This window comes from Calidifontibacillus erzurumensis, assembly GCF_013303125.1.
GTDB classification, from domain to species: domain Bacteria; phylum Bacillota; class Bacilli; order Bacillales; family Bacillaceae_J; genus Calidifontibacillus; species Calidifontibacillus erzurumensis.
The window spans coordinates 84,825-103,185 of record NZ_JABTTE010000003.1 but is presented as its reverse complement, the minus strand read 5'-3'; the positions used below and the strand labels follow the sequence as shown (position 1 = coordinate 103,185).

Annotated in this window: 23 protein-coding genes and 1 riboswitch; of the genes, 14 read left to right on the top strand and 9 right to left on the bottom strand. The window is 33.1% G+C overall.

The genetic code is table 11. From position 1 onward, the window contains the following. The first annotated feature begins 246 nt into the window (after positions 1-246). Positions 247-1,026: an alpha/beta fold hydrolase gene (locus HR057_RS03785; protein ID WP_173730092.1), complete on the top strand. Its 780-nt coding sequence runs from the start codon at positions 247-249 to the stop codon at positions 1,024-1,026. 131 nt (positions 1,027-1,157) lie between these two features. On the opposite strand, the gene HR057_RS03780 is transcribed toward HR057_RS03785, so the two are convergent. Next, on the bottom strand, positions 1,158-1,442 hold the full coding sequence (locus HR057_RS03780; protein WP_173730091.1) for a hypothetical protein: 285 nt from the start codon (positions 1,440-1,442) through the stop codon (positions 1,158-1,160). An 87-nt stretch (positions 1,443-1,529) separates the two neighbouring features. Then, on the bottom strand, positions 1,530-2,783 hold the full coding sequence (locus HR057_RS03775; protein ID WP_173730090.1) for an MFS transporter: 1,254 nt from the start codon (positions 2,781-2,783) through the stop codon (positions 1,530-1,532). A gap of 241 nt (positions 2,784-3,024) precedes the next feature. Between HR057_RS03775 and HR057_RS03770 the strand changes: the two genes are divergently transcribed. The 3 genes from HR057_RS03770 to HR057_RS03760 are packed head-to-tail and all read left to right on the top strand — an operon-like array spanning position 3,025 to position 5,115. Beyond that, a complete protein-coding gene (locus HR057_RS03770) occupies positions 3,025-3,789 on the top strand; it encodes a phosphosulfolactate synthase (protein ID WP_173730089.1) in 765 nt (254 codons plus the stop codon). Positions 3,790-3,813: 24 nt separating this feature from the next. Then, positions 3,814-4,386: a histidine phosphatase family protein gene (locus HR057_RS03765; RefSeq protein ID WP_173730088.1), complete on the top strand. Its 573-nt coding sequence runs from the start codon at positions 3,814-3,816 to the stop codon at positions 4,384-4,386. Positions 4,387-4,416: 30 nt separating this feature from the next. Then, positions 4,417-5,115, top strand: coding sequence for a phosphoadenylyl-sulfate reductase (locus tag HR057_RS03760; protein ID WP_173730087.1), 699 nt, complete (start codon positions 4,417-4,419; stop codon positions 5,113-5,115). Positions 5,116-5,121: 6 nt separating this feature from the next. On the opposite strand, the gene HR057_RS03755 is transcribed toward HR057_RS03760, so the two are convergent. Beyond that, complete coding sequence (locus tag HR057_RS03755; RefSeq protein ID WP_173730086.1) at positions 5,122-5,739, bottom strand: YitT family protein; 618 nt, start codon at positions 5,737-5,739, stop codon at positions 5,122-5,124. A gap of 133 nt (positions 5,740-5,872) precedes the next feature. Here HR057_RS03755 and HR057_RS03750 point away from each other — a divergent pair, with 133 nt between their 5' ends. Beyond that, positions 5,873-6,064 (top strand): uracil-DNA glycosylase, encoded by a 192-nt coding sequence (locus HR057_RS03750; protein ID WP_173730085.1) that lies wholly within the window; start codon positions 5,873-5,875, stop codon positions 6,062-6,064. A gap of 98 nt (positions 6,065-6,162) precedes the next feature. Here HR057_RS03750 and HR057_RS03745 read toward each other — a convergent pair whose 3' ends face one another. The 3 genes from HR057_RS03745 to HR057_RS03735 all read right to left on the bottom strand — a co-directional run bounded on the left by HR057_RS03745 (position 6,163) and on the right by HR057_RS03735 (position 7,514). Beyond that, positions 6,163-6,462, bottom strand: a complete 300-nt coding sequence (locus HR057_RS03745) for a DUF3055 domain-containing protein (protein ID WP_173730084.1) — start codon at positions 6,460-6,462, stop codon at positions 6,163-6,165. 156 nt (positions 6,463-6,618) lie between these two features. After that, entirely contained in the window at positions 6,619-7,083 is a 465-nt protein-coding gene (locus tag HR057_RS03740) for a thioredoxin family protein (protein ID WP_173730083.1), read from the bottom strand. Then, complete coding sequence (locus tag HR057_RS03735) at positions 7,083-7,514, bottom strand: disulfide oxidoreductase (protein WP_173730082.1); 432 nt, start codon at positions 7,512-7,514, stop codon at positions 7,083-7,085. Before HR057_RS03735 ends, HR057_RS03740 begins: the two co-directional genes overlap by 1 nt. Before the next feature lie 191 nt (positions 7,515-7,705). On the opposite strand from HR057_RS03735, the gene HR057_RS03730 reads away from it, so the two are divergent. The 5 genes from HR057_RS03730 to HR057_RS03715 all read left to right on the top strand — a co-directional run bounded on the left by HR057_RS03730 (position 7,706) and on the right by HR057_RS03715 (position 11,456). After that, positions 7,706-9,160 carry a D-alanyl-D-alanine carboxypeptidase family protein gene (locus tag HR057_RS03730; protein WP_173730081.1) on the top strand — a complete coding sequence of 485 codons (1,455 nt, stop codon included), beginning with the start codon at positions 7,706-7,708 and terminating at the stop codon, positions 9,158-9,160. 29 nt (positions 9,161-9,189) lie between these two features. Continuing rightward, positions 9,190-9,504: a YbjQ family protein gene (locus tag HR057_RS03725; protein WP_173730080.1), complete on the top strand. Its 315-nt coding sequence runs from the start codon at positions 9,190-9,192 to the stop codon at positions 9,502-9,504. Positions 9,505-9,835: 331 nt separating this feature from the next. Beyond that, positions 9,836-10,606, top strand: a complete 771-nt coding sequence (locus tag HR057_RS03720) for a sporulation protein (protein WP_173730079.1) — start codon at positions 9,836-9,838, stop codon at positions 10,604-10,606. Positions 10,607-10,735: 129 nt separating this feature from the next. After that, entirely contained in the window at positions 10,736-10,858 is a 123-nt protein-coding gene (locus tag HR057_RS16955; RefSeq protein ID WP_230474345.1) for a hypothetical protein, read from the top strand. A 118-nt stretch (positions 10,859-10,976) separates the two neighbouring features. Beyond that, entirely contained in the window at positions 10,977-11,456 is a 480-nt protein-coding gene (locus HR057_RS03715; RefSeq protein ID WP_173730078.1) for a GNAT family N-acetyltransferase, read from the top strand. Between the two features lie 32 nt (positions 11,457-11,488). Here the strand turns inward: HR057_RS03715 and HR057_RS03710 are convergent, their stop codons facing one another. Both HR057_RS03710 and dapA read right to left on the bottom strand, forming a co-directional pair. After that, positions 11,489-11,854 (bottom strand): hypothetical protein, encoded by a 366-nt coding sequence (locus HR057_RS03710; RefSeq protein WP_173730077.1) that lies wholly within the window; start codon positions 11,852-11,854, stop codon positions 11,489-11,491. A gap of 119 nt (positions 11,855-11,973) precedes the next feature. Beyond that, entirely contained in the window at positions 11,974-12,882 is a 909-nt protein-coding gene (gene dapA, locus HR057_RS03705; protein ID WP_173730231.1) for a 4-hydroxy-tetrahydrodipicolinate synthase, read from the bottom strand. A gap of 96 nt (positions 12,883-12,978) precedes the next feature. Then, positions 12,979-13,158: riboswitch (Lysine riboswitch) on the bottom strand. A gap of 248 nt (positions 13,159-13,406) precedes the next feature. Between dapA and HR057_RS03700 the strand changes: the two genes are divergently transcribed. After that, positions 13,407-14,645 carry an MFS transporter gene (locus HR057_RS03700; RefSeq protein WP_173730076.1) on the top strand — a complete coding sequence of 413 codons (1,239 nt, stop codon included), beginning with the start codon at positions 13,407-13,409 and terminating at the stop codon, positions 14,643-14,645. 63 nt (positions 14,646-14,708) lie between these two features. On the opposite strand, the gene HR057_RS03695 is transcribed toward HR057_RS03700, so the two are convergent. Beyond that, on the bottom strand, positions 14,709-16,079 hold the full coding sequence (locus HR057_RS03695; RefSeq protein ID WP_173730075.1) for an MATE family efflux transporter: 1,371 nt from the start codon (positions 16,077-16,079) through the stop codon (positions 14,709-14,711). Between the two features lie 355 nt (positions 16,080-16,434). Here HR057_RS03695 and HR057_RS03690 point away from each other — a divergent pair, with 355 nt between their 5' ends. The 3 genes from HR057_RS03690 (at position 16,435) to HR057_RS03680 (ending at position 18,353) form a co-directional block, all read left to right on the top strand. Beyond that, on the top strand, positions 16,435-16,749 hold the full coding sequence (locus HR057_RS03690; protein WP_173730074.1) for a hypothetical protein: 315 nt from the start codon (positions 16,435-16,437) through the stop codon (positions 16,747-16,749). A 137-nt stretch (positions 16,750-16,886) separates the two neighbouring features. Beyond that, complete coding sequence (locus HR057_RS03685) at positions 16,887-18,071, top strand: MFS transporter (protein ID WP_173730230.1); 1,185 nt, start codon at positions 16,887-16,889, stop codon at positions 18,069-18,071. 78 nt (positions 18,072-18,149) lie between these two features. After that, on the top strand, positions 18,150-18,353 hold the full coding sequence (locus tag HR057_RS03680) for a DUF6501 family protein (protein ID WP_173730073.1): 204 nt from the start codon (positions 18,150-18,152) through the stop codon (positions 18,351-18,353). Positions 18,354-18,361 lie beyond the last annotated feature (8 nt).

Here is an 18,361-nt window from a genome sequence, read left to right as displayed (position 1 = left end):
TGTGCAAATAAATTTAAGCAATTGAAAACTGATTTTCAGACTTTGAGGGATCTATTCAAGTATAGTTTTTTTGATTTTAAACAATTCAATGTATTCTTTTCTGGCGATTGCAAAAACTATATTTAACATAGAACCCAATTTGCACAAAGATATTTCAAGATATGGGAATGGAAATTTTAAAGGGGCTGATACAAAAAGCCTCTTTCTTTCATTGCTAAACTAGTTTCCGATTGGGAGGAGATTAGTTTGCCATATGTTTTAATTGACAAAGCATTTCAAATGTATTATGAAACAAATGGAGAAGGGCTTCCAATTGTTTTTATCCACCCTCCGGCATTAGGTCTCGTTACATTTCATAAGCAAAAACCTTTAGCTGAAAAATACCAACTTATCACATATGATATAAGAGGGAATGGGAGAAGCGGTTATTTGAATGAAAAAATTACTATTCCTTTATTGGCGAAGGATTTAAATAGACTGTTAGAGGAACTGCAAATTGAAGAAGCGGTTTTTTGCAGCTATTCAAATGGAGCATCCATTGCCCTTGAGTTTGCCTTATCATATCCTAAAAAAACAAAAGCTTTGATTTTAGCAAGTGGATTTTCCGAAGTAAGTAGTTTTTTACTTGCACAACAATTTCGTGTTGGAATGATGACTGCTCGATTAAATGGAATCAAATTTTTGGCAAAAATTTTTGCATTGAGTCATACAGGAGAAAAAGCATTTCAAAGAGAAATATATGAATATGTTTTAAAGGTTAATCCGCAAATTCTTTATGAAATGTACAAAGTTGGTTTTACTTATAATTGTACGGAACGTTTATCGGAAATCAATAAGCCTGTATTATTGATATATGGTCAACAAGATCATTATCTGCATAAATATTGCAAAATCTTTGAGAAAAAATTGAAATATACTGAGACGGTTTTGATAAATCAATCCAAACATCAGGTACCAACGAAACATTTCCGTGAATTTAATAAAATAATCGATCAATTTTTACAAAATATACCCTCTTTTTCGTGATAAATTTTAATTATGCTACAAACTTCGGGAGAAAGTGCCAGTCTTGTCGCTTCTTGCGCTTTCCCAAGAAATAATCTATAATATTGCATCTGAAAAACGCGAAGAGGTACCAATATTCTCGGTACCTCTTTTTACGGTTCTTCCTTCTCTTCTGTATAAAGATCAATTTTCTCTCCCCCAGAAATCAAATAACAAAATATATCAACTTCCGGAATTGACTTTTTCATTCCTTGAATATACGGTTTAACTAAATCTTTAAAATCTTCTTTAACCCCAATCTCAGCTTGTCCGAAAACGTATAATCTCTTCTCAGCAAATAAAAATGATAGAAAACCGACGGGTTTATTATTTTGATCAACAATATTCAATAACTGGTAATCGTTTTTTATCATTTCAGGAGATAAATAAATTTGCAAGTAGGACCCACCTCTTTTTGTTTAAATAAAAAGTGTTATTTGTTCCTTTTAATAATATTACTGTTTTAAAGTAGATATTATTACAAATTATTCTGTTTTAAATTCTAACTGTTTAAAAACAGAGCCCCCATAATTCTTAGTTGGATCTTCCTGTTTAACATGGATGAGAAAAATACATAAAAGACCAACGGCAAACGTTAAACTAGCAGTGGATAAAAACATTCCCGTTCTTGACCATTCCATTAGCCAACCATAAATGGGTGGACCAATAGCAACACCTAAGAATCTTACTGATCCATATAGGGAAGTAACAAAACCTCGACGAGATGTTTCAACAGAACCAGTAATAAAACTATTGACACAGGGCAAAACGAGACCTGTACCGATACTTGAAAAGATTAAAATAGCAATAAAGGTCACTAGTTTATCAAAAAACACGAGAGTTGCAAAAGATGCTGTCATTAATAAAAAGCCAATTACAATTAATTTTTTCATGAGCGGCATCTTTTTCCCAATTTTACTTCCGGTAATATAGGAAGTTACAGTCATAAATAAAAGAGGAATGGCAAGAATACTGCCTTTAAGAACTCCATCGGTATCGTAAGTTTTTTCAAGTACATCAGAAATATAAAATAAAATTCCAAAAAGTGTAAATAAACAAGTTGCACCTGCTAAATAAGCTGTAAATAGCCAACGTCCTTCTTGTTTAAATACTGAAAACAAACCATGCACATATTCGTGGAAAGCGGGAGCTTCTTTTTTTTCTTTTTTTTCATGTACGAAAAAAATCGTCAATAAAATCGATAATAGGCAAAATGCTGGAAAAGCAAAAAAAGCCGCAAACCAAACCAATAATGCTAATAATGATCCAATGATTGGCGAAATTACTTTTCCAAAGCCGTTTGATGCTTCGACTAGTCCAAGGACGCGGCTTTGTTCATTTCCTTTAAATAAATCACCTGTCAATGCCATTGCAATTGGAGCTGTACCCGCTGCTCCAATTCCTTGCAAGACTCGTCCAATTAATATCCATAAATATGGATTTTCAAACCATGCTGCAGCAGCGCCGGCAAGCAACCCTCCGGCACCATATGAAGTAAGAGCTGGTATAATGACCGCTTTTCTCGTAAAACGGTCTGATAAATAGCCTAATATAGGTATTGAAAATGCTGCCGATATAGAAAAAAAAGTAATTATTAAACTAACTTGAAATTGCGAAATCTCCAGTTCCTTTTTCATTGTAGGCAAAATAGGAATTAGCATTGAATTTCCTAATACTAAAATAAGTGGAATTGAACCGATAGCTGCAATTGTCAACCATGTGATTTTTTGCTTGGCCAAATGACTGTACATCTCCTTTACCAAGTTCATGACTTTTATATTGTTCGAAATAGACCAACCTTTTATTCAAAAGCGCTCATCAGGCAAAGCATTTAAAAGATTTCGGTAAACATCTTATTAAAAATTTGTAAAATCATCGCTTTATAGAAATACGTTTATTTGATTTATTGATTCCTCCTCACCCTTTAGGTAAAAGTTGAATAACATATTCAAGAAAGAAAAAAGGAGGCAAAGGTCCTGCATGAACTTTCTAGATATACCAAAACGAACGAGGGGAGACCGCGTCTTTGGCTTAACTTCAATTGCTGATTTTGGAATTCCAATTGGCCAATTACGTGATTTCCTTGAAGATTATTGTCATTATATAGATATAGCTAAACTAGGAGTTGGGTCTGCTTATATTACTCCGAATATAGCAGATAAAGTAAAATTATATAAAGACTATGGCATTAAAGTTTATTGTGGCGGTACATTATTTGAAAAAAGCTACTACCAAGGAAAACTAAAAGAATATAAAATATTTCTCCAAAAACTTGGTATAGAATGGATAGAAGTTTCCAATGGTACGCTTGATATCCCCTTGGAAGAAAGAATCAAAATTATAAGGGAGATCAAGCAAGAATTTTACGTATTAGGGGAAGTTGGTTCTAAAAAGCAAAATTATGAGATGTCTCCCAATAAATGGGTATTAGAAATGAATGCATTATTGGATGCTGGCTGCAAATATGTAATCACAGAAGGACGTGATTCTGGAACCGCCGGCATATATAATCAAAATGGTGAAGTTAAGAAATTGATCTTAATGGAATTGGCTAAGAAAATCGATATAAATAGAATTATTTTTGAAGCCCCGACAAGTAAACAGCAAATGTTTTTCATCAATACTTTTGGACCGAATGTCAACTTAGGGAATGTTAAAATTCAAGATGTATTATTATTGGAAACTGAAAGAGTTGGACTTCGTAGCGATACATTTTTTATGATTCCCGAACCATCGAAAATATAACAAATGTTTAAAAGGAGTTTAAATATGGAATTGCTAATGGTCAGACATTTGCCGACAGAATGGAATAAAATGGGGATCTTGCAAGGTTTAAAAGATATACCAATTTTACCAGTATTGGCAAAAGATAAAAAAAAAATTAAAGAAAATAGGAAAGTTATCGAACGTTTTAATCCAGAAATAGTATTAGTCAGCGAATTAATCAGAACTAAACAAACTGCACTTGAATATGGTTTTGATCATCCGGTCATTGAACCACTTTTAAATGAATTACACTTTGGTCTATATGAAGGAACTTTAAAAAAAGAACTGGAAAAAAATAAACAATGGTTTGTCAATCCGCGTTTGCTTCGGTTTGGGGAACACCTAATACATTTTGAACAGAGAATTGTAAATTTTTTAAATAAATACTGTCATTATTCCCGTGTTTTGGCATTTGGACATGGCTCTTGGATGCGTGCATGTATGTCACTCGTTCAAGTTGGAACAATAGAAAAAATGAATCAAGTCATTGTTGAAAATAATGAGCTCATCCACCTCCCAAAAATCGAAATTGCTCAACTAGGTAGGGAAGAAGCTTCTTTTGATGTATCAAATTAACTGGACCAAAATATAAAGAGGGGATTTGATTTGCTTACTTATGAAAGGTGGTCTGTAAATAAAAATTTGAAAGTGCCTCAATTTAAAGAGGCAACCGAGTGTTTAAAATGGGCATACAATCATTATGGCGATGAAATCGTTTATGCTTGTAGTTTTGGAGCTGAAAGTGCAGTGCTGCTCCATTTAATTAGCAAAATAAAAAAGAATGCCCACATAGCCTTTATAGATACTGGCCTGCATTTTAAAGAAACATATGACATTATTGAAAAAGTTCGAGAAAAATACCCGGATTTTCAAATAACATTTCTAAAGCCTAATTTAACTGTTGAGGAACAAGCAAATGAATTCGGACAAAATTTATGGGAAACAAATCCCAACCAATGTTGTCATATAAGAAAAGTTGAACCAATGAAAAAAATGCTTCAAAACTATAAAGCTTGGATTTCCGGACTTAGGAGAAGTCAATCAGAAACTAGGGCCAATCTCGAATATATAAACCTTGATCATAAATTTAAACTCATCAAAATTTGTCCTCTTATTAACTGGAAATGGGAAGAAATATGGTTGTATATAAAGCTCTATCAATTGCCATATCATGTTCTTCATGATCAAGGGTATCCTAGCATCGGGTGTGAAGTTTGTACAAAACCTGTTGAAGGTAACTGCGAATCACGTGCAGGACGATGGGCCAACCACAAAAAAACAGAATGCGGACTACATCTTAATTAATTCAATTTATTTTTTGCGCCAACTTGTTAATTGTCTTGAAATAACAGGAAACTCAAAATCGTAAATAAAATCAATAATTTTTGTAGACACCCATTGACATAAAACTGCAAAAATAATAATTTTCCAATAGATTATAAATGATGTAAATAAAAAGATTGATAAATTAATAAAAAACATCACTCTTCCTGGACGAAATTGATAGGCACTGGAAATCATCAATGCAGGAATGACCATCCCACCACTAGAAGCGCCGTTTCGAATTAAAAGACCAACACCAAATCCAAAAAAAATGCTTCCGAAAAACAAATCGATAATCACATGGGATTGTGGGATCGTAAAAGACGATGTCAATAAACTAACAGTAATGGAAGTTATTGTAACAGCAAACATCGTCCGAATTGTCCAAGAAAAACCGAAATACTTTAAGGCAACTGATAAAAAAATAAAGTTTACAACCCAAAGACCAGTCCCTAAAGGAATAGAAAAAAAATAATGTAACAAAATTGCAATACCCGCTGCTCCACCTGATGGGATATCATGTGGAAATAAAAATAACGACATGCCGATCCCTTGAAAAACAGCTCCAATAAAAATAAGACAATATGTTTCTAATTTTTTTGTCATAATGATTCCACTTTCTTTATATACTCGTTCCTTGTCCATAAATATGTCTATTTAATTTAAATTATGTATAGATAAGATACGTAGATTTTTTATAGAAAATAAAGTAGAATTTCTTTCAGAAAGGTTGAGATTCATGAATAAGGAACGAATTAATTGTTTGAGATGCCAATATTTTTATACGACATGGGATCAACGTTTTCCAAGGGGCTGTAAGGCTTTTGGATTTAAAACACAGCAAATTCCAGCTGACTATGTATTCCGCATATCAGGTCAACCATGTATGAAATTTGTGGAAAAGGTCATTTTAAAAAAATCAAAAGAATAGGATTAAAGTGATCAAGCTTATACTTGTACAATGAATGAATTCTTCCATACAATTCCTGAAAATAAGAAAACCCATTCAAAAGAATGGGCATTCAATTATTAATATTGTTCAGAATGGAAACTTGATGGGATTTTCGTTGAAAAGAAATTTGAGAGGGTCTGAAACTCTTGGTCATCACAATGATTAAAGAGGCGGCAAAAATGTTCTGGATCTTGAATATCTTCACCGTCAACGAGCATCGTGCGGCCGGTTTGTAAACAGGTCAATAATGATTTGCCAAAAAACATAGTTGAATACGTTATTGCAAAATCATATCTTGCATTATTGGTAATAAATCCAACATAATGCACTTTTACATTTTCACTGTTTTCATAGATTTTCTCAATTCCATTGATCATTAAATCCACTCCTTTCCGTATATAAGCTTTATAATACTATAATGTTCTGTAATTTGCAAATATTCAGAAAAGTAAATTTTGAAAAGAAAAAGCCTATAAATCTTGCAAAATCGCAATTTTTTATAGGCTTTCTTCATTTTTCATTGTTTTTTGGGATTATTTATTTTCAAGAAACCATTGCTTAAATTGTTCCGCTTCAACACTGCCTTCAATTCTTGCAGATTCTTTTCCATTTTCAAAATAAATGATCGTTGGTGTACCATTTATTTTATAGTCATCCCAACCAAATTCGAACTCGAGTAAATTGAAAAGTTGAAGATTTATCCCAAGTTCTTTCGCCATAGGGACAACAATTGGCGTCGCTTTCCTACAATGTTCACAAGTTGGGCTATAAAAGTAAATAAAAGCTGTGCCATTGTTTTTTAATTGATCACTTAATTCATCCGGCATGATTAAATTTTGATAAAGAGGATCATCCAATTGGTCAATGGTGGCTGGATGAAGCGTTTCTTTATTATATGGGTTACCTTCAGCTAACTCCTTATTTTTCATATTGGTTAAAATCCCAAGTGATACAAAAATCGCAAAAATTATGACTCCAAAAATAATGATTTTTTTCATTAAAATTCACCTTTTTTCATTTTTTTAAATATGTATATGTTTACTACAGTTATGATAATAAATGCAATTAATGCAAGGAAAGGAATTGTAATAAATCCCAGCCAATTAATATAGGCACTTGAACAAGGAACGATACCGCAAGTATCCATGTTCGCAGATAGTAATGGAACTTTTTGAAGCAAATAATGATAAGTAGATATTAAACCTCCTATGATAGACAAAGGGAGAACGTATCGATAAATATAAAAATCTTTTTTTACGACAGCAATTCCTTGGATAAATACAAGTGGATACATAAAAATTCTTTGAAACCAACATAATTCACATGGTATAAATTTTAAAACCTCTGAAAAATATAAACTTCCCGCTGTTGCTATTAACGAAACGGCCCATGAAATAAAAAGAACATTCTCCAAATGTTTTATTTTCATAAAGTACACTCCAATGTTTATTGTTTATTAAATAATAAACATATCTTATTTTTATATTAAAAAACGCCACCAATATTCAATTCCTAATTAAATATATCAAATTCATGGAATATTTTAAAGTTTTATTCATATGTAGATGGACATGCTCATACAATTCTAGCAATAGTAAATTGTTAAGGTGTGTGAGCGAAATGGTAAAATTGCTGTCTGTACTGTGCCATTTTTTATTTTTTTTAGTAATATTATTGTTAGGACCACTTGCCGTATTTGCAGAAAAGGAAACGGGAGATGCTGTTTTTAAACGTTTATTGATAAATAGTGATGGAAAAGAATTCCCTGTTCAAGAGCCGATCATCATATTTGAAGGGCAAAACTTTTTACCGTTAAAAGCGGTTGCAAACTTTGTTCAAAAATCGGTCACATATGATGAAAGACAAGAACACCTTATCATTGGACATTCCCATCAAAAGATTTTTGAAATACCGACACTTACTCAAGAAGAACCAAAATCTCCTTCAAGTTTAACTTTCGTAGAAAATGTTTCCTCTTCAGGTGTTCTAATTATGGAGGATAATGAAAATAAGATTATGTTCGAAAAAAATGGCTTTTCAACTTTTTACCCTGCTAGTACAACGAAAGTATTAACTGCCTTAATCACTCTAGAACGTGGTAATTTATCAGATAAAATTACCGTTTCAAAAAGTGTTAATCAGCTGCCAAGTGACAGCCGCAGAGTATTTATACAACCAGGTGATGTCTTAACCTTGGAGCAACTTCTTTACGGTATGCTCCTTTATTCCGGAAATGATTGTGCTTTAGCCATTGCCGAACATATTGCTGGTTCTGAATCCGCTTTTGCCCAGCTAATGAATGAAAAAGCGAACGAAATTGGCGCCAAGAACTCCAATTTTGTAAATTCTCACGGCTATCACCATCCTGATCACTATACGACTCCTTATGATTTAGCATTAATTTTGAAAGCTGCCAGCAAAAATGAGCACTTCTTGAAAATGATCAATACTTCCAAATTTAAAGCGGAATATCGTAATAAAAACGGGAAGAAAATTGTTAGGACTTGGGAGACGACAAATAGCTTTTTGAAAGATACAAATTTATTTGTCGATGGAATTATTGGAGGAAAAACTGGTTACACAAATCCAGCCAGGCGGAATTTGGTAACAATTGCTGAACATAAAGGCCACCGTTATTTTGTTGTAGTTTTAAAAGGGGATGCTCAAGGTAGATATATTGATACGAGAAAACTGTTGCTTCGTGCATATAAGAAAAGAGATGAATATGAAAAAAAATTAATAAAAAATATTACAGTTTCTTTTGCCAATCATTCATTGGCAATCGGAGACCGACTAATTCCGTCAACTGGAAAATCTTTTATTTATAAAGGCCGTACTTATGTCTCTCAAGGTTTAATAAATCAAATTTTTGCTGATATTCGACTACATTCCATGGATGATCAAAAAATAAAAATGGTTCTTAAACCAAAATTTTCACTTGATCAACTTTCTTATTTAATGACTATACAAGCCAAAAAACAAAACAGGGGCAAATTTCTTGTTAATAATGAAGCCATCTATACAAAAATGCCATTGTTAAGTTACACTTATTTTAAAACAATTAGGAAAAGCTAATATTTAAAAAAGCAAAAGGAAGATGAAAGATGATTATCGTTACGACCGATTTTGTACCGGGAAAGGAAATTAAAGAATTAAAAGGGCTTGTGAAAGGGCATACTGTCCATTCCAAACATATTGGCAAAGATATTCTGGCTGGCTTAAAGACAATTGTTGGCGGTGAGATTAAACAATATTCGGAAATGATGGATCAAGCAAGACAAGTTGCCATCAGTCGAATGGTTGAAGAAGCAAAGAATAGGGGGGCGAACGCCATTATTGCTGTCCGTTTGCAATCTTCAGCCATCATGCAAAATGCCTCCGAAATCATTGCTTACGGAACAGCTGTATATGTGGAATAATTTTTTATAGAGCAATGGACTAGGAAAAGTCGTAATAACGACGTTTTTGGTCCTTTTTTCTTGGAATTTTTATCAATTTTGAAGCGATTTGTATGGTGAATCTTACTAGAATTTTGAAATTCAATTTAATTCCATGTTTACTTTATTAATTTTTAATATTATTATTGAAAAATTCGCGTAATGTAAATATCGGTGATTTTCAAGCGAGCTAACTTGTTAAAACTGTTCAGTTGACAAAATTATTTATGAAGATTTATATAAAGTTTCAACTTTTCATCTTTGAGGGGGAACTGGTATGATATGGATAGGGAAATGAAGGGAGGAAACCACCATGTCATTTTTAGATAAAATGTTTGCAAGTATTGGAATTGGAGCGGCTAAAGTTGATACAATTTTAGCTAACGACCGATTAGTAGCCGGCGATGAAGTAAATGGGCGTATTGTTATACAAGGAGGAAAAATTGATCAGGACGTAGATGATATTTATTTAAAAGTCATGACAAGTTATGAACAAGAAATAGACGATAAAAAAGTGCATAAAGAGTGTGTCGTTGGGAAATTCCGTTTAACTGAACGGTTTACGATCAAAGCTAAAGAAAAGCGTGAGGTGCCTTTTTCATTTGAATTACCGATTGATACCCCTATTTCTTACGGAAAAACGAGAGTTTGGGTAGAAACCGGTCTCGATATTAAAAATGCCATCGATCCTTCAGACAGGGATTATATTGAAGTTCATCCATCACCATTAATGAGCAAAGTATTTAATGCAGTAACCGATCTCGGTTTCCGTTTACGTGAAGTCGAATGTGAAGCAGCACCATTTCATGCAAGAAGACGTTTGCCATTTGTACAAGAATTTGAATTCGTACCAACAAAAGGTGAATTTAGAGGCCGTTTAGACGAACTTGAAATCATTTTCCTAGAAACGAATCGCAATTATCTCGAGCTGTTAATACAAGTAGATCGGAAAGCGAGAAGTATCGGTGGTCTATTATCTGAAATGCTTAATCTAGATGAAACAAACTTACGTTTAACAATCACAAATGATAACGCACATAACATTAAAGATATGTTATATCAAGTAATTAAGAAATATTCATAAAATAAAAATTTGATAATTGAAAGTAAAGATAATAAAATATAAATCATTGAAGAATTAAAAATTACCCAGTAATCCAAACTATAATCGTTCCTAATCAAATAGGTCATTGAAAACAAAAGGAGGATTACGATGGGTAAAAAAGATCGTAACAGCACACGGGAAAAGAAAAATAACCATACATCCGCTGATGTTCTTGAAGCTAAAGAAATCGCTCACAGTAAAGAATACTCTCCTACTGCTAGAAAGCGCTAAGAAGACTGCTCTTTGGCAGTCTTTTTATTTTTCACAAAATCTTCAGTTCTAGCGTACTTTACTGGCAGATAAGACAATCAAATACATGGTATGATATGGGAGGAGGTGTAAATTAATTATGTTAAAAGGGTTTAAAAGTACATTAGATTCCATTTTATCTCTTTTCGCCGAACATGGACTTGAAGCGAGATACATGGAATGTGAAGGGAGATTTTTATTTCGGATAGATGAATTGATGTGTGATGCAGGTTTTGGTTGTGACAATGTAGTGTTAGATGTTTTTTTCGATGAAGATGAAAAAGTCCTTTTTATAGGCTTACTTCGTCTTCCAAAATCAAAAAGGCGATCGGGATTGGGAAGTAAAATATTGAAAAAAATATTAGAATATGCTGATCAACATCATTTTTTTGTATATTTGGATGCTTGGAATGAATCTCAGCCGTTTTGGAAAAAACACGGCTTTAAACATGTATATACGGATAAATATAATTTTGAAATATTAGGGTATTCCGGGGATGGTCTGGATTTATTCCATGAGTGGGATGAATTCAAAAAAACGAAAGTGTTTAAAACGTACCTAACATGTCATGAAGAATAAAAAAAGAAAAGCCGAGGCTTTTCTTTATTGCTTTATTGAAGTTTAGAATGTATAATTTTTGCAGTAATAATTTGAGAAAATGAAACCGGTGTGCAAATTTTTGTATTACCGTTTTTACCATTGATAATTAAGATTTTTTGATTCCTTTTATCAATGTGAAAAATACGTCCTTGCACGATAGCAGTTTGATCAAATGGAAACTTGTAAATTTTTAGTTCAATCGGCAACCCTTGTTTATAGGCTTGTGTAAACATAAGCTCGTTTGGAAAACTTTCATTTTTGTTTCTATACTTGGGTACATTTTTGTGTTTTTGTAAAAATAACAAACCCCGTTTTGTGCGTGCATCTGTAAAATCAATTAAATTCAAATGTTTTGCCCTGCCGCTTTCATCCATCATAAAAAGAATCACCTGTCCATAGAGGAGATTAATTATAAACAATTTCCCAATAATACAATTAGGATGATGCCTATATTTTTATTATAGGCTTTCTTAATATTGTCTGGCAATAGGCGTAATTAAGTGAAATTTGTAGAAAGATATTTTTGTTTTTGCAATATTGGTTCCATTGCTTTTTCTAATTCACTTTTCTCCTCATTCGTTAATGGAACAAGTGGCAGGCGTAAAGATCCAACGTTGATTCCTTTAAGTTGCAATGCTGCTTTTACTGGTGCAGGGCTTGGTGCAGCAAAGAGAGCTTTCATGATTGGTAATAATTTTCGATGAATTGCACCAGCTTCTTTTAAATCCCCATTTAAAAATGCTTGGACCATCGTTTGCATTTCATTACCAATTACATGGGATGCCACAGAAACAACTCCAACACCGCCAATTGCAAGAACAGGCAACGTCAAACTGTCATCACCACTGTATAAGCTGAAACGGTCATCTGTTTCTTCAATAATTTTGGCCATTGCATCTAAGTTTCCACTAGCTTCTTTAACAGAGACAATATTTTCGATTTTTGATAATCTAATTACTGTTTCCGGTGCCATATTTACTGAACTGCGCCCTGGAATGTTATAAAGCATAACAGGCAAAGATGTGGATTGAGCAATTGCTTTAAAATGTTGGTAAAGCCCTTCTTGTGATGGTTTGTTATAGTAAGGTACAACGAGCATTACACCGTCCACACCTACTTGTTCAGCTTTTTTTGTCAATTCAATGGACGCATAAGTATTATTGGAGCCTGTACCCGCAATAACGGGAATACGACCATTGACAATTTTGACTACTTGCTTAAATAATGCAACTTTTTCATCTGTTGTTAATGTTGGTGACTCACCAGTTGTACCAGCAACGACTAGTCCTTCTGTTCCATTTTCAATTAAATAATGAACCAATTCTTCTACTTTTGTAAAATCAACTTCTCCTCGTTCGTTAAATGGTGTCACCATCGCTGTTAAAATTCTTCCGAAATTCATGATTACACCCTCATTTCAAAAAATTTTTCATAAGCAAAATAAAAGCAACAACGAAAGCTACCGTTGTTGCATGGAAAATGTATGTTCATTTGTTCCAATGCGTGAGATAGCTCTCCATATAGCTTAGCTATATGACAGTTTTGCACCTATTCGATACAAAACCAGTGTCTGAGACAATGAGATTCCCAGCACTTCGGCGAATTCCCCTTTCGACAATGATCATTAGACCTCATTATCCTCCCATTGTGTACTCATGGTTTTCGCACCTCTATGCTCACTTCAATAAAAAGTTGAAGTAATATTTTATGAAGTTTCTTGTACAATAACAAAAATTCACGAAAATTTCAATATATATTTTGAAATTTATTAGGAATTTTTCTGAGCAAATACAAGTGGATAAACAAAAAAATCATGATAAAATTAGATAAATAATTTTCGATTCATTTTTCTCTAATTAATATCTTTAAATGTACAATATAAATAATTTGTAATTAATCGCTGAAGATTTTGAAAGAAAGGAGACCGACATGAATGCCCAATTGCAAAATGCTTCTGTACAGCAGAGCCCTATAGAGAAGTCAAGAACCGTTTATCATATTTTATTCATTATAGGACTCGTCCATTTGTTGAATGATACAATTCAAGCTGTTGTTCCAGCAATGTTTCCAATTCTTGCTAAATCTTTAGGATTTAATTTTACTCAACTTGGAATGATTGCTTTTGCTGTTAATATGACAGCATCACTTATGCAGCCGGTCGTTGGTGTATTTTCAGATAAACATCCGATGCCGAAATTATTGCCGATAGGATTATCGTTTTCGCTAGTTGGCATGCTTGGACTAGCATTAGCACCATCTTACGGAGTCATTTTATTATCGGTAATGTTACTTGGAATTGGATCAGCAACTTTTCATCCTGAGGCCTCCAAAGTTGCTCATATGGCTTCTGGGAATCGTAAAGGATTCGGCCAATCTGTATTTCAAGTTGGCGGAAATGCTGGTCAATCATTAGCACCACTAATCACAGCATTAGTATTAGTTCCTCTAGGACAAAAAGGTGCGATTTGGTTTACTTTTGTAGCTTTTTTAGCTGTTTTGATTTTAATCTATATTTCAAAATGGTATGGAAAGCAGCTTTTAGTCGAGCAAACTTTGAAAAAACACGATTCTAAAAAAGCTGTGCCAGTCGGAAAAGCTATAAAAATTGCCTTTTTACTATTGGTATTTTTAGTGTTTGTTAGACAGTTTTATCACGCTGCAATTACAAATTATTTTGCTTTCCATTTAATAGATAAGTTTGGATTAGGAATTGACGAAGCCCAATTTTATATCTTTTTATTTTTAGCTGCTGGAGCAGTTGGTACATTTCTTGGAGGACCGATTGCAGATAAAATCGGGATGAAAAATGTTCTTTTTTATTCAATGGCACTCGCTGCTCCTTTATGTATTATGCTTCCTTATGCAGGAAAGGTTTTTTCAATGGTCTTACTAACAGCTATTGGTTTTATTCTCCTTTGTAGTTTCTCTGTTTCGGTCGTTTATGCCCACCAACTTTTGCCTGGTAAAGTAGGTATGGTCTCAGGCATGATTATTGGTCTTTCATTTGGACTTGGTGCTATTGGTTCTATTGCTCTCGGATGGTTAGGTGATCAAATTGGTATTTCAACGACGTTATTATATGCAAGTTTTCTACCACTAATAGGAGTTTTGACAGCATGGCTTCCAAACGAAAAAAAGATAAAGGAATTACATCAAGAAAATAAGTAAGTGGTATACATGTGGTAAAAATTAGGCTGCCAAATTTTTTTGGCAGCCTTTTTCACAATATTTTTAGGCAATTGATATTTCTGCATCCTGCTTAAATTTTTTTGTCTGAATATAACGTAATCTCCAAAACAAAGTAACCGCCCCAACAGCTAAACCTATGATCAAACCAACCCAATAACCGAAAGCCTCTAATACAGTAAATTTAGCTAATAAGATACCTGTAGGCAAACCGATAAGCCAATAAGAAATAAAAGCCATTATAAAAGTTGCATTAACATCTTTATAACCTCGGAGTGCACCTTGAATAGGTGCACCAATTGCATCTGACATTTGAAATAATATTGCATAAAGAAGAAATTGTGCAGTTAATTCTAAAACACGTGGGTCATTTGTATAAAAGGAAGCTACTTCTATTTTAAAATTATACAAAAAAATTGATGTACAAAAAGCAAGCAAAATGGCAAACGAAATGCCAAGAAAGCTGTAGGCTTTTGCATCTAAATATCTTTGTGCACCCACTTCAAAGCCAATTACAATTGTTAAAGCCATTGAGATACTTAATGGAATCATATATAGAAATGAAGCAAAATTCATCGCAGCTTGATGGGAAGCGATGGTAATAGTATTATATTCGCTCATCAATAGTGTTACAGCTGAAAAAATACTTGTTTCAAAAAAGACAGCAAATCCAATCGGAACTCCAATTTTTAATAGATCCTTCCAATATTTTATTTGTATAGAATAATAATTTCGAAATAGCTGATAAGAATTGAAGGGTTTTGCTTTGATTACGATAAGGAGAGTAACGATTAATATGACCCAATAGGTAATTGTTGTTGCATAACCTGTACCTATCCCTCCCAGTCTAGGAAACCCCCATTTTCCAAAAATTAGAACATAATTAAAAAATATATTAATGGGCAGAGAAAGAAGGGTGATCATCATCGTCACTCTCGTATGCCCTAAAGCATCGATAAAACAACGAAGTACAGTATAGATAAATAAAGGAATAATTCCAAATCCAAGTCCTATTAAATAATGCTTAGAAATTGTGCGAACTTCCTTGGTCAATTTCATTTGATTTAAAATTGGATCGATAGCAATCATACCAATAACTAAGATTATTATTGAAATTAGGAGTGATAAATAAATAGCTTGGATGACGGATAATGGGATATCCTTTATTTTTCCAGATCCTGATAATTGAGCAACCGTTGGGGTTACCGCCATTAATATACCGTTTATTCCTGTAAAAATTGGAACCCATAGGCTTGCCCCAATTGCAACTCCCGCTAGGTCATTTGCTCCTGCTTTTCCAGACATTGTTGTATCAAAAAAATTCATCGAATAAAGGCCTAGCTGGGTAATTAATATAGGGATAAAAATTTTTAATAGCAATATTAGTTTTTGTTTATTATTGAATGTTTGTTCCATGTCGTTCCCTCATATTTTTGAATTTGTTATAGATTTTTGACAAAAAGCTGATGATTATTATACCACAATCTCTTTTCATACCAATTCTTAAAAAATAAAAGTATAATATTAAACCATTCAATTTACAAAAAATTAAGAAAGGCTATTAAAAGATTAAATCATTTAGAGTAATCTCAAAAAAATATGAATTTTTTTAGTTTAAAAGAATAAAAATGGCCTAGGAAGATATAATGGATCATGAGCAGCTTTCTGTCCAAATCTTTGAAAAACTGTTAGAATATAAATGAAACAGAAACATGTTTTCATGTTATAATGCATATAAATAAAAAACGAAATAGAAATGGAGGGTAGAAGGATGGACCAAAAGAAATTGAATGCCTTCTTTGAAGAAAAAGTTAAAGCAGCAAAAATCCAGTTTGAAAGAACGGTAGAATGTAAGCATACAGAGTTCGATGATTTATATCCATATATGAGTGAACAACCTACATTTTTTTGGTATAAGCGTTATGTTGCATGGCAAGAATTATTAACTGTTACGAAATTAGCAAGTGAACTTGGCATAGATTGGAAATCATTCTTTACTCATACTCAAATCTCATTTATTGAAAAGAAGATATTAGATGCAAAAGTTTTGGACCACTGGTTTGAAGAATGTCGCCAAGAATCTTAGTAAAGAAAAAATGCTTAAAATATGTTTGAAACAATGTGTCTAGTCCCCAAAATTTTAAGACGGGAACTGGACCTTTTGTTTTTAGTATGATAGAAGAGGTGCTGATTATTCAAGTACTTAAACGAAATTTAGGGATCATGTGGGTGGGTAGTTTCCTGATTAGCGGTAGTTTTACGATGATCTTGCCTTTTTTATCACTATTAATCAATTCAATGGGGAACTATTCAACCGCTTTCGTACTTCGATGGTCTGGATTCGTATTCGGGATAACTTTTGTTATTGCTTTTATTGTTTCACCGATGTGGGGCCGCTTTGGTGACCGCTATGGAAGAAAAAAAGTTTTATTATTTTTATCAGTTGGGGCTTCAATCTGTATATTTTTAATGAGTTTTGCCCGATCTGTTTATGAATTATTTCTGTTAAGATTAATCATCGGTTTTTTTGCTGGTTTTATCTCAATGGCTCAAGCTTTTATTGCCACCCAAACTCCAAAAGAAATAGCCGGAAAAGTAATGGGTACTCTCCAAACCGGTGCTGTATCTGGAGGTTTATTAGGTCCTTTGCTCGGAGGAATACTTGCAGATTCTTTCGGTTTTAAATATACGTTTCTATTAACTTCAACAATTATTTTTTGCACTTCTCTCATTATTCTTTTTTTCGTTCAAGAAATACGTCCAATACATGATAAAGAAACATTATTATCTTATTCCGGTAAACAAGTCTTTCGTTTAATTTTTACATATCAGCCGCTTCTAGTTGTAATGCTCGTAGGCATGATCGTGCAGATTGCTAATTTAAGTATTCAACCATTACTCGCGATTTACGTAAGTGAGTTGCACGGTGAACAAAATTTAGCATTTTTATCAGGTGCTACTTTTTCAGCCGTTGGGTTTGGTAATTTACTAATGGCTAGAGAATGGGGAAAGCTAGGAGACAGAATCGGCTATGAAAAAGTTTTGCTTTTATTGTCATTTTTAGGTGCTTTAGCATTTTTTCCACAAGCTTTTGTCACTTCAATTTGGCAGTTAATCTTATTAAGAGTATTTTTTGGAATGATTATTGGTGGCGTTATTCCTTGTATAACTGCCTATATCCGCCATATTGTCCCTTATTCGATTCAAGGTGAAGTATTAGGATACAATACGAGTTTTCGTTTTCTCGGCAATGTTATTGGTCCTGTTATAGGAGGATTTTTAGCCGGGATATATGGCATATCTTCTGTTTTTATTATTACTAGTGGACTATTTATTTTTGGCGGTTGTTTATTGTTGGGAACAAAAAATAAAAAAGTTGAAAAAATTGGGAAAGATCTTGCAAACTAAATGTTATTAATGTTGGAAAAAAAAGCTGTCATGATTATAATTAAGTACATGAAATAAAAAGAAAAGGGGTTCAATAAAATGATCAACCAATCATGGCAAAATAAAGAAACAATTAAAAAAGTAAAGTGTGTACATACAAATGCTGAAAAATATATGGTTAATCGTGTTTTAACTGTAGGGAAAACATATGAAGTTAAAAATGAAACCGACGAATTTCTCTTTATCATTGATAACACAGGCAAAGTGGGCGGCTATTATAAAGATTATTTTGAAGAAGTCTAAAAAGCTCA